The sequence below is a fragment of the Phaeodactylibacter luteus genome (assembly GCF_007993045.1).
Taxonomy (GTDB): domain Bacteria; phylum Bacteroidota; class Bacteroidia; order Chitinophagales; family Saprospiraceae; genus Phaeodactylibacter; species Phaeodactylibacter luteus.
This window is the reverse complement of the sequence record NZ_VOOR01000012.1, coordinates 19,743-35,225: the sequence shown is the minus strand read 5'-3', so window position 1 is coordinate 35,225 and position 15,483 is coordinate 19,743. Positions and strand designations below refer to the sequence as shown.

11 protein-coding genes are annotated in these 15,483 nt (G+C 54.5%); 1 reads left to right on the top strand and 10 read right to left on the bottom strand.

Annotated elements, in window-relative coordinates; translation table 11 throughout:
- Window positions 1-24: 24 nt before the first annotated feature.
- The 6 genes from FRY97_RS07490 to FRY97_RS07470 form a co-directional block, all read right to left on the bottom strand.
- Window positions 25-591 (bottom strand): TlpA disulfide reductase family protein, encoded by a 567-nt coding sequence (locus FRY97_RS07490; RefSeq protein ID WP_147166828.1) that lies wholly within the window; start codon window positions 589-591, stop codon window positions 25-27.
- A gap of 288 nt (window positions 592-879) precedes the next feature.
- On the bottom strand, window positions 880-3,450 hold the full coding sequence (locus FRY97_RS07485) for a carboxypeptidase-like regulatory domain-containing protein (RefSeq protein WP_147166827.1): 2,571 nt from the start codon (window positions 3,448-3,450) through the stop codon (window positions 880-882).
- Window positions 3,451-3,544: 94 nt separating this feature from the next.
- Window positions 3,545-4,225 carry a GLPGLI family protein gene (locus tag FRY97_RS07480; RefSeq protein ID WP_170254540.1) on the bottom strand — a complete coding sequence of 227 codons (681 nt, stop codon included), beginning with the start codon at window positions 4,223-4,225 and terminating at the stop codon, window positions 3,545-3,547.
- Between the two features lie 79 nt (window positions 4,226-4,304).
- Window positions 4,305-4,481 (bottom strand): hypothetical protein, encoded by a 177-nt coding sequence (locus FRY97_RS22290; protein WP_170254539.1) that lies wholly within the window; start codon window positions 4,479-4,481, stop codon window positions 4,305-4,307.
- A gap of 301 nt (window positions 4,482-4,782) precedes the next feature.
- Window positions 4,783-5,595, bottom strand: coding sequence for a prohibitin family protein (locus FRY97_RS07475; RefSeq protein ID WP_147166825.1), 813 nt, complete (start codon window positions 5,593-5,595; stop codon window positions 4,783-4,785).
- Window positions 5,596-5,878: 283 nt separating this feature from the next.
- Window positions 5,879-6,676, bottom strand: a complete 798-nt coding sequence (locus FRY97_RS07470; RefSeq protein ID WP_147166824.1) for a tetratricopeptide repeat protein — start codon at window positions 6,674-6,676, stop codon at window positions 5,879-5,881.
- A 184-nt stretch (window positions 6,677-6,860) separates the two neighbouring features.
- On the opposite strand from FRY97_RS07470, the gene mscL reads away from it, so the two are divergent.
- A complete protein-coding gene (gene mscL, locus FRY97_RS07465; protein ID WP_147166823.1) occupies window positions 6,861-7,286 on the top strand; it encodes a large-conductance mechanosensitive channel protein MscL in 426 nt (141 codons plus the stop codon).
- 62 nt (window positions 7,287-7,348) lie between these two features.
- Here mscL and dnaE read toward each other — a convergent pair whose 3' ends face one another.
- The 4 genes from dnaE to FRY97_RS07445 form a co-directional block, all read right to left on the bottom strand.
- Window positions 7,349-10,882, bottom strand: coding sequence for a DNA polymerase III subunit alpha (dnaE, locus tag FRY97_RS07460; protein WP_147166822.1), 3,534 nt, complete (start codon window positions 10,880-10,882; stop codon window positions 7,349-7,351).
- 434 nt (window positions 10,883-11,316) lie between these two features.
- Complete coding sequence (locus tag FRY97_RS07455) at window positions 11,317-12,507, bottom strand: hypothetical protein (protein WP_147166821.1); 1,191 nt, start codon at window positions 12,505-12,507, stop codon at window positions 11,317-11,319.
- A gap of 190 nt (window positions 12,508-12,697) precedes the next feature.
- Complete coding sequence (locus FRY97_RS07450) at window positions 12,698-13,432, bottom strand: LytR/AlgR family response regulator transcription factor (RefSeq protein ID WP_170254538.1); 735 nt, start codon at window positions 13,430-13,432, stop codon at window positions 12,698-12,700.
- Window positions 13,413-15,437, bottom strand: coding sequence for a histidine kinase (locus FRY97_RS07445; protein WP_147166819.1), 2,025 nt, complete (start codon window positions 15,435-15,437; stop codon window positions 13,413-13,415). The genes FRY97_RS07450 and FRY97_RS07445 overlap by 20 nt, the downstream gene beginning before the upstream one ends.
- Window positions 15,438-15,483: the final 46 nt, after the last annotated feature.

Genomic DNA, 15,483 nt, shown 5'->3' with positions numbered 1-15,483 from the left:
CGAAGGTATTGAAGGCTGATGCCCCTAAGGCCGATAGACCGTTCCAATGGCTTCCTGCAGCTCTTCCCTGCTGTGCACCGCCTGCCCCAGGAAATGGCGCTGCCCTCCTTTATAAATAAGCGTAGCGGGGATTGCGCCGCCCCACTCTGGAGATACCTGGTCGATCCAATCGTTGTATTTGCCATCCAATAGTACCGCCACGAGTGGCTGTATACTTCGCTCCTCTACGAAGGGCAACAAGCGAGAGGAAACTTGATTGGGGAAATCCAGGCTTACCAAAATGAAGCGCACGGGCTCGCCCTGCAGGGCTTTGCTCTGCTCAATGAAGTAAGGCAGTTCCTCCACACAAGGCTTGCACCAGGTAGCCCAAAAGTTGATGACGTAGGTGGTGTCGTTCTCATATTGAAAAATAGGGGCTAGCTGGCTGAAGGACTCGTAGATGGGCATCCCGGACAAGGTAGAATCCGTAGGCGGCCATGGAGAAGAAGCTTCAGCCTTGGAAGCAGTTACAGAGGCGCCGCTTTTTGCACCACAGGCTGACAGGGCGAAGCACAAACTCAGAACGGCAAACAGGGATCGGTTTTCCATCATTTGGAGGGTATAAGCTGCTGCGGGGCAGCAATACAGTTCGGGCGCAAACCAGATTGTCGTTTTTTTTTTTGGGGGCCTGCCCCTGCCCAAGGGCAGGTGCCGCTATGCTACGGGGCTCGCTATCCGCTCGGCCCTATCGGGCTTAAACCCCTTCGCAGCGCTAGGCCAATGCCAAGCTAACGCTCGAAAAGCAGAAACACCTGTGACATTTTGGTTCACGCCCTACAGTTCCTGCTTTAAACCCATAAGGGCAGACAATTGTTTGGTGGGCTTGCTTTTTGGCTGCGGTCAAAGGGCATACCTTAGGCCGAGCAGGAGACTACCAGGCAACCGCTGAAAAGTAGTGTTGATAAGCACCTGCCCGTCCCAAACGGCCCGGGCATCAGTAGCGCCCCTGAGATGGGTGAGGTCATGGCCTGACAGGGTAACCCCCCAATCTGCACCTTCCTGTGGCTTCCACTCTACAGACAGCTGTACGTTTTCCACCGTCAGCCGCTGAGCACCATTGCGGAAGTGGGCAATCTCCAGCCCAGGGCGAAAAGCAAACCCTCCGGCCTGTACTACGGCCTCCCCCCTTGCCTGATAGCGGTGCACTTGATTTCGGAAAGAAAGCTCGGCAGACTTCCGGTCAAACTGTGCAAAAGACAAGCTCAAAGTGCCATTAAGCCGCTCCTTCCTGACCGTCCTGCCCTCTGCCTGCAGCTGATAAGAAAGCGCCTGAAAAACAGCTTCGCCCTCTGCCCGTGGCAGGTACCCCTTCTGCCATTGCTGACTGCCTCTAATGCTCCATTTGAGAGGGTAACTGGCCAGGCTTTTCCCCCAGTGAATGGAGCAGTGGCTGCCCCATGCGCCTGGCACTACTACCGTTTGCAAAAGCAGAAACCGCTCCAGCCGCTCACTGCTCACCCCCGGCGCCTGCGGTGCGTACTGCAGGCTCGCCTGAGCGGCCCACCTTGACCGGGCAGCAGCATTGACTGAAAAGTAACCGGCGGAGAGCTGCCAACCGGTGAACAAGGCGCCTACAGGCACGGTATACCCCTCGGCACGGTCATAAGAAGAAAACCGCCTGATGCCAGACACCTGCAAAGGGGCGGCCTGCCGCACGTTCCTCGACAGCTGAGCAGTCAACCGCTGCCCTTTGCCCAGCTGCTGCCGGAGGCGGAAAGCGCCCAGCATTGCCCATTGCCCCTGTGGGGCTTGCCCATCACGAGCAGCCTCAAGGTAAGCTATAGCCGGCTCTAGTTCCAGGCTGCCCCTTTCGCCCGACCGGCGGGCCAGCCAGCTCATCTTTGCATGTTGATTGATGACGGACACCTGCTGCTGCCCGTCCTGCCGGTACGCCCACTGCTGAAGCTGCCCGGATAGCGCCAGCGAGTATTCCCATTGGCCAGACCGATAGGCGTGCTGCAACTGCAAATCTACAATGCCCTCTCGGCGGTTGTCCCCTTCAAGGAGTGCAAGGGCTCCGGAGGGGTGCTCAAAGTTGCTATAAAATTGTTGTGACAGATGGGCGGAGCGCCCTTTTACCAAAGCTTCTGAAAACCATTTGGCAGACCACTGCCGCTGAAACCCGAGCTGTGCCTGCAGCCGAAGCTGTTGATTGAGCAGGCGGTCTTGCAGCAGCTCCGGGCTGCCTTCGAACTGCTGCCGGTGCCGGGCCCGGTTTTGTGTAAACAGGGCGGAGGCACTTGTCTCCAACGTCCATGCTTCCGGCTCCCAACGGGCATAAGCGCCCTGCGCCTGCTGTACCCAAGCAGGCTGGCCAAGTTCCTGTTGCCCGGACAGCACCTCACCGCCATCGGGGAATACCCAGGTGAAATCTTGGGAGCGCGCCCTTCGCATAAGGGCGCTCAACCCAGCCGCCCGCCACCGGTGGCGCTCGCCATTGACTTGCATATTGCCCGCCAATAAAGCATCGGCATTGGCTGATAGGCCCTCCTCTATCAGCAGGCCTTCAGGGATGAGCTGCCGCAAATCCCCATTAGCGGCTGTTAGCGCGGCAGGCAGATCAGGCTGTAGCCTGAGAAAATCGGCAGGCCTGAGCACAGGAGTGCCATTGTTGTTGGCTCTGCCAAAAGCCAGCCCCGCAGACCGGCTGTTCACTTTAAGGCCATTGGCCTGCCCATTGTAAGCAAGCAGAGGCCAGCCTGCCCCCATTTCCAAGTCGCCCTGCCAGGCACCTTTATAAGCTTCTTTCAGGCGGATATCGAGCGCCAGCACCCGGCTGTCGGCCGACTGCAAATCGGCTGCCTCACGGAAGTTGTCTACCACCAGTATCCTGTCAATGTAGGCAGCCCGGAGCCCACTGCCTGCCAGCTGATGCTGATTGTTGAACACATCATTGCCTTCGAGCCGGAGCTCATCAATACTACGGCCCTGATAAGAGAATTGCCCCTGCTCATCTACACTGAGCCCGGGCAGCACCCCCAACAGATCGCTCAGGTTGCGCTCCTGCCCCGTCGCGAAGCGGTCTGCTTTGAAAATGAGCGTATCTCCTTTGATCTGCATAGCAGGGGCCTCAGCAGTAACTTCCAGGGAGGGCAAGTCTAGCCCACACTGATCGAACACCAGTTGTACAGGCTGCTCCATGCCGGGCCCTACTTCAAAAGCAGGGCGTACCACCTCTTGGCACCCCAGATAACGGGCGGTGAGCCTGTACCGCCCAGGGCGGGCCGAAAGCTCAGCACGCCCAGCCTCGTCCGTAAGTGCATAGGCCAGTACGCTGCCTGCACTGTCTGCCTGCAAGGTGACAATAACCGAACCCATTGCAAGGCCTTGCCCGTCTATGGCCTGAAGCTGAACAAGAGCCCCCTCCTGTGCAATAAGGCGAGCAACGCCCAACAGCATGATGGCTGACAAGCTTACGAGCAATCGGGCTAAATGGCAGCAGTACATGCAAGCCTGTGCCTTTCGGCCATCCCCCCACGATGTGCGCAATGCAAAGCAAAGCATATCAATAGGTGCTTGCCCGGAGCATCATGTCTTTATGCTCAGAAAGCGGGACTACCTCATCCGGCGAATAGTCTAGCGTATGGCCCGCCGGCAGGGCCTTCAGCCGCTTGATCCGGGTGGCTTCAATGCTAGCTGTTGGCGTTTCTACCGCTAAAATCAAGCCCGGCAAGAGCGCGTACCACAGTGGGCCGTCGGGGTAAGGCAACTGTGGGGCATACCAGGCAAGGGTCTCCCCTCCTCCGGTGGCCATGCTTGCAGCCTGACAAGAATAGCCCAATATGCGCTTAGCAGGCAGGTCGGGGCGCAGCTGCCAGGTATTCAGCGGCTGCAGCGGCTCGTCTGTGCCAATATGAGGCGTGTTCTTCTGATCGCTCCTGTACAGCCTGCGCTGAGCGCGGTCCTTAAAGTAATGCAACGAGGTATTGAGCCCGCTCCTGACTGGCACATTGCCGATAAGGGTATCCATTGGAAGAAAGAAACAATCGCTCCGCTGCCCTTCTAAGTACAATAGTGCAACGGTAGGGGCTTTCGTTGCCATAAGGCCTCCGGGGCCTAAGGCCGAAAGCTTGGCTAAAGCCTCAGCCGGAAGGGATTTCTGGTACTGATAGGAAACTTCTAAAGCCTGCCCTTGGGACAGGAAGCTGCAGAACAGCAAATAAAATAATACAATGGGCTTGTTCATCAGGTCTAGATTTAGGTGCTGACAGGATGAGGGAGGCTTCCTCCCCCACCTTAAGGTAGTAGGTCTAATATAGCATCTCTTAGCATTGGCGCCCGTAGATGATGGAGCTGCCCGTAGCTTCATCGTATACTTGGACCGCACCATTGCAGCCATCATCGTACACTTCGACGTTGCCGCATTCATCTACAAAAATGAACCAATCGGGCTGCCCGCCTCCGTCTAAAGCAGGCAGAGCGCCCCATGCAAACATTGCCAATAATAACGAAAATAACACTTTTATAAAATAAAGGGTCTAAAGGTTAACAATGCTGCAATTTACCCCCCCCCTTCAAAAAGCAAATAATTTCTATAAAAAATTAAACCTCGATATAAAAAAACAAAAAAAACGCAAACCCCAATTTAAAAATCAAGCACAACAAAGCCGGCAAGACAAAGGCAAACCCTTGCTTAGGCGTAGCATTTTGCGCCAAGCACACAAAACCCGGGCGCCCTGCAAAGCAGGCAAGCACCCGGGCTCAGACTGATTACTATTGTTGCAGCTTGTTAGCAAAGGGGGATCAATCGCGGATACCACTCTGCCGGACATTGGTATCCTGTAGATCCATCAGCATGGGCATATCGCCATCTGTGATAATGACTTTGGTGTTGGGCGATTTGGCCAGCTCAAGGAAGGCCTCTATCGACTTGAACTGCAGGAGGTTGGGGTCTAGCCCCTGAGAGATGATGTTTTGTGCGTCCCTTACGCCTTCGGCTTCGATCCGGCGGCGCTGCGCCTCCTGTTGCGCTTCTTGCAGGACAAACTCCATCCTCAGCGCACGCTGCTCTGCTTCCAGTTTTTCCTCTATGGCACGCGCCAAATTGGCCGGCAGCTGAATGCTCTTGATGAGCACGGCTTCGATGATGATCCCCCTATCTTTCAGCAAGCCGCCCATCTGGGTTTTGATGGCCTCCTCTATGATCGCCCGCTGCCCAGTGTGCATATCTTTGGCAAAGTAGCGGGCTGTGACATCTGCCACAGTGGACCGGAAAACAGGGAGGATGACGTTCGCTTCATAGCTCCGCCCGATCTCGCGCAGGATATCCGGCGCTTTGCTCGGCTGCAGGTTGTACAGTATGGAAATATCCGCCCGGATGTTTAGCCCTTCTTTTGAAGGCAGATTCAGGGAAACCTCCATATTCTCTGTCTGTACAGGCACCTTGACAATCACCGAAGTAAAAGGGTTGAAGGCACGCAGCCCTTCGGTGTAAGGCCGGTCGGCATAGCGGCCAAAAGTGCGCTTTACGCCCACCTCGCCCTGCTTGACAACGGTGCAGCTCATGGCCAGAGAAGATAACATCAGGCCCACGAGGGCATACAGAAAACTCTTCATAGCATTTTAGTTTAAGGCTTAAAAATGCGGCTTTTGCCGTATGCCCTTCCCGTGCCTCCCCGCACAGGAAGAGCCATGGGAACGGCCAGGAACGAAGCCGTTTTCATCAATAATCAGTATTTGGCAAGCTCCCATTGAGGCAAAGGTTTGAGGCCTGCAGGAAAACATTGGCTACAGGCGCTAGCCCCCTTGTGCAACAGGCAGCTAACATCATTCAAAAGACAAACAAGGCGCAATCTGGTTCGCGAAAGCAGGCAGCCTGTGCCTGGCGGGCATCAAGCCCTTACATAGGGCAGGACCAAGGGTTTTCCGTGCGGTACTCCGGCACATAGCCGAGCTGTACGCTCTGCGCGAAGTCTGCGCAAGCCCCGCTGTGATCGTAGAGCAATAGGCGGTTGAGGCCCCGGTTGTAATACGCCTGAGCGAAAGCGGGCGCTAGGGAGATGGCCCGGGAGTAGCTCGACTCGGCCTCTAGGTGGCGCCCGAGCAGCAGTTCTAAATTGCCTTTCATCTTATAGAGGGCTGCATCCGGGCTATCCGACAGACGGATCGCGCGGTCTATATCAGACAAAGCCCTTGGCACTTCCCCCTTCGACTTCAGGGCCATGCTTTCCTGCAGTAGGCGCACGACCTCCTCCTGTGGGGCCTGGCCAGGCGATTGTATCAACCGCTGAAGGAGCTCATCGGGCTCGAAGGCTAAGACCTCCAAGCGGTTGACAGCACTGCCAAAACCATACAAACGGCTGACTTCCGGGCTAATGCGCTGTGCCTGCTGATAATCGGCCCGTGCAGCTGCCACCCTGCCGAGATGGTATTTTGCTAAAGCCCGCTTGATAAGAGGCTCTGCCATATTGGGCCAATTGGCCACGGCATAATCGTAGGCTTCCAAAGCCAGCTCCGACTGCCCGCGCTGTAGGTAGGCGTCCCCTGCGGCAAGGTGGCGCCCAAGCCCATCTGCCCAGGTCACGCTGCTGGTTTTTACAAAAACCCGGCTTGACTGCCCTGGGCTAACCTGTCCATTCAGGGAGACATAACCTATTAATAAGCAAACAGGAATATATAAAAACAAGTAATTTTTCATAGCAAAGCATTTTAATGAAATAGCTTTACTATTAAAGTGGTTAGCAGGCGGTTTTGTTCACCATATAACGATGCCCCTCCAATAAAATATCAATTGGCACGGTTACCGATTGGCAGGGTGTGCGTCTCTAAGCTGAGACCCACCAAAATTCCTTACTTTTAGACAACAAAAAACCTATAAGACTATGTGGAAAGAGTTCAAAGCTTTTATCATGAAAGGCAATGTGCTGGACCTTGCAGTTGCTGTCATTGTTGCCGGGGCGTTCAGCGCTATTGTTGTTTCTTTCAACAAGGATGTCCTCATGCCCCCTATCGGGCTCCTGCTCGGCGAGGTGGAGTTCAGCCAACTGGCCCTCGTTTTACAAGAAGGGATAGTCAATGACGCAGGGGAAGTGGTACAGGAAGAGGTTGCTATCCGCTATGGCATATTCATACAGCGGGTTATCGATTTCCTTATCATAGCCTTCGTCCTTTTCATGGTCGTGCGTTCGTACAACAAACTGACCGAGAAAAAGAAGGAAGAGGAAGCCAAGCCTGCACCGCCCAAAGGGCCTACACAGGAAGAGCTCTTGGCAGAAATCCGTGACCTGCTAAAGCAGCAGCAGGGCTAAGACAACATAGGCGGGCGCTGAACGGCGCCCGCCCAATGCCTTTGGGCAGCCTGTAAACGTTGCTAATTGAGGGTGTAATCCAGCCCCAGCTTTTCCACCGCAGAGATAAAGCCATTGGCGGCATTTACTTTCCTCTCCTTGGCTTTCATGAGCAGCTTCAGCCGCTTGGTGCGGTCTATGAGCTCCATGCGTAGGCTATGCGGGCCAGCGTGAGCCGCACAGGCTTCGTCTACCGCTTCTATCAACTCCATAGACAGCTGCTCCACCGGTATTTTCAAGGTGATGGCGTCCGTCATATTCTCAGCCACCCCTTCCAGCAGGCGCACCTCCTTCACTTTGACCTCCATGCTTTCGCCCCGCCAGCTTTTTTGCCAGCCGACGGTAAGGAACAGGGCTTTGCCCAGTTCGAGCAGGTGTTTGAACTTTTGGTAATCTTCCCCAAACAACTTGAACTCCAGGGTGCTCCGATAATCTTGCAGCTCGAATATGCCCCATCCGTTGCCGTTCTTGCTGATCATGTGCCGGGCCTGTATTACCATGCCAGCGATATTGAGAGCAGGCCGGTTTTGGTGCTTTTCAACCTCATCGAGCGTGCAATTGATGAAATTATCAATCTCCATTTTGTAGTCGTCCAGTGGATGCCCGCTGATGAAAATGCCCGTTACTCCTTTCTCGTTGTTGAGCTGCTCCACCAGCGGCCAGGGCTCGCAAGCCGGCACGTCAGGCTCCGGGATCATCACTTCATCCGTATCGCCAAAAAGGGAATTGACCGCTTGTGCTTTTTGAGACTGATAGGCGTTCCCGTAGCGCAGCGCATGCTCCAACAGGCTATCGAACTTTTCGGAAGGGGCGAAGTACTGCGCCCGGTGGGCCCCTTCAAAGCAGTCGAACGCACCACCTAATGCGAGGCTCTCCAACACTTTCTTATTCACTGCCCGCAAGTTGAGCCGGCGCATCATATCGAACAGGCTTTCGTATGGCCCGTTGGCCTGACGCTCCTCCAGGATAGCCTCCACAGGGCCTTCCCCTACCCCTTTCAGGGCTGTCAGGCCAAAACGGATGTTGCCCTCTTTATCCACCGAAAAGTCGGCTTCCGACTCATTGACACTAGGGCCGAGCACGCTAAGCCCCATCCGCTTGCACTCCTGCAGGAAGAAGGTGACCTTGCTGATGTCGCTCCGGTTATTGGTGAGTACGCTGGCCATAAACTCTGGCGGATAGTGCGCCTTGAGGTAAGCCGTCTGAAAAGCGACGAAAGCATAGCAGGTGGAGTGCGACTTATTGAAGGCATAAGAGGCAAAGGCCTCCCAATCCTTCCAAATTTTTTCGAGCTTCTCTTTATCGTGCCCGCGCTCCATGCCGCCCTCGATAAACTTGGGGTGGAGCTCGTCAATGATTTTCTTTTTCTTCTTGCCCATGCCCTTGCGCAACATATCTGCCTGGCCTTTGGTAAAGCCTGCCAGTTTTTGCGAAAGCAGCATCACCTGCTCCTGGTAAACCGTGATCCCGTAGGTCTCCTCCAGGTACTCCTGCATAGCATCAAGATCGTAAATGACCGGCTTGCGGCCGTGCTTACGGTCAATGAACTCCGGGATATACTCAAGCGGGCCAGGGCGGTACAGGGCGTTCATGGCGATAAGGTCCTCAAAAGTGGAAGGGACAAGCTCCTTCATGTACTTTTGCATGCCCGGCGACTCATACTGGAAAATGGCTACTGTCTCGCCCCGCTGAAAGAGCTCGTAAGTAGGCGGGTCTTCGAGCGGGACCTCGTCCATATCTAGCTTGACACCGTGGTTGCGCTCCACCATTTCCACCGCTTTTTTGATGATGGTCAGCGTTTTGAGCCCCAAGAAGTCCATCTTCAACAGGCCCGCGTCTTCCGCTACGCTGTTGTCAAACTGGGAAACGAGCATGCCGGTTTCTGTATCTGCTTTGACCGGTACGTATTTGGTGATCTCATCGGGGGTGATAACGACACCGCAGGCGTGTATGCCTGTATTTCGGACAGAGCCCTCTAGCTTTTGCGCTGTACGTATCATCTCCCCTATCTGATCCGGGGCTTCCGCCAATTGCCTAAACTGATAAGCCTTTTCCAGTTCTTCGCTATTAAGCGCCCCTTTCAGTTTGCTGTCCACATCGCCGTCTGCCAGTACCTTTTTGAGGGTAGCCTTCAGGTGAGCGGGGAAAATTTTGGCCACCCGGTCTACTTCAGGCAGGGGCACGTTGAGCACCCGCCCCACATCCCGCAAGGACATTTTCGCGGCCATAGTGCCATAGGTGACAATTTGGGCGACTTGGTTCTGCCCGTATTTGTCAATCACATAATCAATGACTTTCTGCCGCCCCTCATCGTCAAAGTCGATATCGATATCTGGCATAGATACCCGCTCGGGGTTGAGGAACCTTTCGAACAGCAGGTCATATTTGATGGGGTCTACGTTGGTGATCCCAATACAGTACGCGACTGCAGAACCGGCGGCGGACCCCCGCCCAGGGCCTACGGACACGCCCATCTGCCGGGCCGTAGTGGTGAAGTCTTGTACAATAAGGAAGTAGCCAGGGTAGCCGGAATTTGCGATAACGGAAAGCTCAAAGTCCAACCGTTCCTTGATCTCTGGGGTAATGGTGCCATATCGTCGTTTCGCCCCCTCGTACGTCAGATGGCGAAGGTAGTCGTCCTGTGTTTTGAAGCCCTCCGGCATAGGGAAAGCAGGCAGGAGGATGTCCCGGGCCAACTTGAGGTGGTCAATTTTGTGGAAAATGTCCATCGTATTGTCCACTGCTTCGGGCACATCCCGGAACAGGCCGTTCATCTGATCCTGTGTCTTGAAGAAGAAGTCAGAGCTTGGGAACCGGAAGCGCTTTTCCTGATCGACCTGGCTGTTGGTATTGATACACAGCAGGATGTCGTGGGGGATGTAGTCATCCTCCTCTAAGTAATGGGAGTCATTGGTACAAATGGCCTTGATATTGTACTTTCGGGCATAAACCAGCAGCTGCTGATTGATGTCTTCTTGGCTGATGCCAAGGCCATCGATATTTTCCAGCCCACGGTGGCGTTGCAGTTCTATATAAAAATCCTCCCCGAACACTTCCAGCCACCACTTGACCATCTTCTCGGCTTTTTCCAGGTCGCCCTGCATAATGGCCTGCGGGATTTCAGCACCTATGCAGCAGCTTGTAGCAATCACCCCTTCTGTATGCTGCACCAACAGCTCTTTGTCAATCCTGGGGAATTTGCTGTACTGCCCTTCGATGAAGCCTAGGGAGCAGAGCTTCGACAAGTTCTCGTACCCTTTTTGGTTTTTGGCCAACAACAGCTGATGATAGCGTACATCTTTTTCGCCTTTGGCCCGGGAGAAAGACTTCCGGTGGCGATCTTCCACCAGGTAAAACTCACAGCCTACAATCGGCTTGAGGTTGCGCTTTTCGGCCTCTGCCACAAATTTGAACGCCCCGAACATATTCCCGTGGTCGGTCAAAGCTACGCCCTGCTGCCCATCTCGGGCGGCCTTATCCATCATGGCCCCGATCTCAGTGGCCCCGTCGAGCAATGAATACTGGGTATGGCAATGTAAGTGAACGAAATCTGGCATGTCGGTCGGTTTTGGTCTGGCAGAGCGCACCGGGCGGGGCTCCATTCAATAGAACATCTAAAGTACCCTTTTCGGTGCAGGGGCCGAAAAAATATCAGCTCCATTTTTCCACACTGCCACAGGCCACAAAGCCAAGCGGCTGCCCCTTCCGTAGGGACAGCCGCTCTGCAAAACTGGAAAAAACAGTCAACTTTAGTTCAATGGGATGATCAAGTGGGCTGGGCGTGAGCCAAAATGCCGCAGGCGTTTATGTTTTCCGGGCTTTAGGCTGGCATTGGCCTAGCGCTGCGCAGGGGTGGCAAGCCCGACAGGGCCGAGCGGATAGCGAGCCCCGTAGCATAGCGGCTCCTGCCCGCTGGCAGGGGCAGGCCCCCATAAAAGAAAACGATACGCTAGTTTGCGCCCAGTGGGCTTTAGGTGCCTCTGTTGTACGACTAAGATCCACAGAAGACATCGCCGGCTACGCCATCGTAGGTGTTGCCCGATTCAGAGAAGTTGGGGTTGTCGAAAGGGTCGCTGTTGCTATCGCGGTAAGCGCAGCCGTCGATGCTGCGGAACGCTGTGTTCAATACTTGCAGGCGGGGGTTGGCCCACATATAGATGGCCGCATCAGAATCTCCTGCACCGGCATACTCCACGATGGCATGCTCTATGCGGTTGTTCACACTTTGCGTAAAGCCAAAGTATAGCCCTTCCCATCCGCCGGGCGCTTTGTCTACACCTGTGAAAAGGATAGGCATTGCAGGAGCCCCTACCGCTGTGAAGCCCGCGTTGTCATCTACCTCGAGGCCTGTGCCCGTGCTGAACTCCATAACGACGCCTGGCTCAACATTCACGGTGCAGCCAGAAACGAGGCGAGTGTAAGTGGTAATGCCAAAATTGGTAGGGATGAACCGGTAAGGGATGCCCAAATTTTGCCAAGTGAACGTACCGGGGAGCGTAGCGCTGCTGCCCACAGTAATATAATTGTTGACATTATTGGCAAAGGTATTGCTCTTATCAAGGAAGTGGATGGCCTCTGCAAATGCGAATACCGGGTCGCGGTTGTCCGTAAAGGTACAACTGCTGATGTCACGGATTTCGTAATCGTAGTAAGCTAGGTTAAGCCCATAGGCGGCACTGTTGCTGATGCGGCAGTTGTTCATAGAGATGCCAGCGTCTGCCCAAAGGATGAGCCCTCCACGGTCGTCGTTGGAGTTGAAGGGCGCGCCTCCTGCGTATTCGATCACTGCGTGCTCCAAGCGGTTTTTGACGTCTGCCGATTCGATTAGGATGCCCGACCAAGCGCCAGCAATTTTGTCCGTGCCTGTAAAGATGATAGGGTTGTTCATGGTGCCGATGGCGGTGATAGAGCCGTTATCGCCTACTTGCAGCCCTGAATCCGATTCGAAGGCGATGGTCACGCCAGGCTCGATGGTAAGGTCTGCATCAACAAAAGCCCGGCAGTCTACGATATAGTCTACGTCCAGCCCTCTGTCTTCCAAGGTGAGGTTTTCTCGGAAAGCACTACAATCTAACAGCTCAGGGCCTCCGGAAGGGCCGTCATTGCCAAGGGGGTCTAAATCACAGGCTGCGAACGCCATTACAACGAAGAGGCCCAAGGGGAAATACTTTAACAGATTCATAATCGTAAGTGGGATTTGAGGCCAGATGGCCCGTTAACAGGAAAATGGTCAACCGGGGGGCTTTTTGGATGATGCAAAGATGCCTTCTGTAGGGTGTGGGCACAATGAAGATTGAGCCACCTGCCATTTTTCCGGGTAACTGGCAAATAAGAGTGAGTAGTTGGCGGAGGGGCTGATGAAGCCGTATGGCTTATGCAGGCCCGATACGCTCGAGCAGGCTGGCCTTGCGGCTGCGGGAAACGTTGATGTGCTCCCCATTGGAAAGGACTACCACGCCCCCTTCCCCTTTTTGGTAGGCCTTGAGGTGGGCTAGGTTGATCAGGTGGGAATGGTGGACGCGGACGAAGTTGTGGGGCTCCAGCATCTGTTCCAGCTCTTTCAGGGTTTTGGTCACCACTATTTTATCGCCTTGGGCAATAATGAGGGTGTAATTGGAGTCGGCCTCACAGCGGATGATACGGTCCACTTCCAGCATTTCCAAACCTTTGGTGGAGGGGATGGCAATCTTAGGCTGACGGCTGGCAGCCAGCTGCTGCACCAAACGGGCAATATCAGGCTCAGGGGCTTGTTGATGTTTTTTCAGCACCCGCTCAATCGCCTGACGAAGCTCATCGGCATCAATAGGCTTGAGCAGGTAGTGCACCGCACCGACCTGAAAGGCCTTGAGGGCATGCTCATCGTGGGCAGTGGTAAAGATGAGCTCAAAGGAACGGTGCTGTAAATGTTCCAACAGCTCAAAACCGCTCATCTTGGGCATAGAGATGTCAAGAAAGACCAGCTCGGGGCGGAGCTTGTCTACCATGCGGATACCCCGCTCTGCATCATTGGCAACGCCGACCACTTCCACTTCGGGGCAACAAGCCTCAATGAGGAGCTCTGTCGTTTCCAAGCTGTCCAGCTCATCATCAATTATAACTGCTTTCATGTGTTGGGGAAATAATGTCGTATACAATTTCCACACGGGTGCCCGTGGGGTTTTCCGATCCATCTTTTAAGTCGACAATCTTGAAGGCAGCTTTCTGGTTCATCGACTGCCGCATGAGCTCCATGCGCTCCTGCGTGATGCGCAGCCCAAAGGATTGTGTTTTCAACTGCTCCTGCCCGGCTTTCATGGCGGAGGCTTTTTCGCGCCCGATACCGTTGTCTTCTACAATGATAAGCAGCTGCCCGCCTTGTTTTTCTACCTGTACCGAAAGCCTGCCCGGCCGGCTGTTTTGCATCAGCCCATGCCAGATGGCATTTTCTACAAAAGGCTGAATGGTCAATGGCTGTACTTGGCAATTGGAGGGCTGTACCCCCTGCCCCACAACAAATTCGTAATCAAAGCGCTGTTTGAAACGCATCTGTTCGAACTCTACGTACAGTTGTAAAGCATCAAGCTCTTCCTGTAAGCTGATGAAGTTGGCCCGGGAATGGCTCAGCATAAGGCGCAGCAAGCGGGAAAACTTGGTAATGTAAGCGTCTGCTTTCCGCGTTTCATTCTTCAGGTAAAACAGCCGGATGGAGTTCAGGCAGTTGAAGAGGAAGTGGGGGTTCATTTGTGCCTGAAGGGCTTTCATCTTTATCGTTTCCAGCTCCCGCTGAAAGGAGGTCTTCAGCTCTTGTGCCTTGGCCTGTTCCGCCTCCCGCGTTTTGGCGACTGCCAGGCTCGTCTGCCGCTCCACTTCTTCTTCCAGCTTCTGCTGCATCTGTTGCTGTATGCCTGCATTGATCTCCAGCTGTCGGATCAGCTCCTCCCTTGTGCGCAAGCGCTCCAAGTCGCGCTGCCTTACCTGATACCCTAGAGCAAGGGAGAAGATGACCAGCTCCACCAGCAGGAAAGGGATGGACAACTGCATGCGGACGAGCAAGGGCGGGAGCACAGCGGCCAGCAAAAGCATAAGCCCCCCGGCAAGGACAATCCACTCCAGGCGGGTCGGGCCTTTTCGGAGAATGGCGGCCATAAACAGAACGGACAGCAGGACATTCGCAGCCCTGAACACGGTCATCAGCCAATGATGAAGCGGATTGAAGCGGTCTATAAAAAATACAAGGTTGTAGAAAAGCATGAAAGCGATGAACCCTGCCAAAAAGGCTTTCAGGATTTTATCAAACCGGGGGTAGCGCTCTGGCCCATTGAGCAGGCTGCGCACAAAAGCAAAATAGAACACTCCGGAGAGGATCTGGGTATTCTCGTTGATGTAAAAAAACCAGAGCGGGTTGATCTCTATCAACCAAGATCGAAAGTGCTCCAGCCGGTTGGCAAAATAGAGGAATAACATGAGGGCATACAGGCTGTACAAGAGGTAAACTTGCCGCCGGGTCATGCCAAACTGTGCCATGAAATAGATGAACACAAAAAACAATGCCCCCAGGAAGCCCCCGAAAACAAGGAGCTCTTCGGCCCCGCTCTGATCATAAACCACTGGCGTGCCAATGGGGTATTTCATGATATAGAACTGCCTGAAGCTCCGGTCGACCCCCCATTTTGAAAAATTCCTGACCCGGACGTAAACCGGCTTTGCCAAGTCTACCCCCTCCCCTACTTCAAACTGATAGCGCAAGCCTACCCGGTCGGCGAGCGTGTCCGTGAAAGCCCCAAAGTGATGGACAGAATACCCTTTCCCCAGCCGGGGCACAAAGTAGGTTACGGAGTCGAATGCCGCATTGAAAAGCTCATACACGGTGCCCGTATCCTGTGGCAGGTAGAACCGCATCCAATACGCATGCGCGATAGACAAAGGCTCCGGGGCTTCTACCGGCCCAAAGCGCTGCCTCTGGGCTTCTGCCAAGCCCATCGTGCTTGTGCTGTCCACAAAGGCAGCAAGGTCCTGCGGCAGCAGGTATTGCTGGTACGGGCTGTCCAGCTGCAAGGTATCTGCAGCCCCCTGCGCCTGCAAGCCTATGGCCGCAGCCAAGAGCGCAAGGAGTATGAGCGTTTTCTGCATCATGGGCGGTTGGAGTTAGCAAACGGGTTATACGGCAACGCTACAGGAA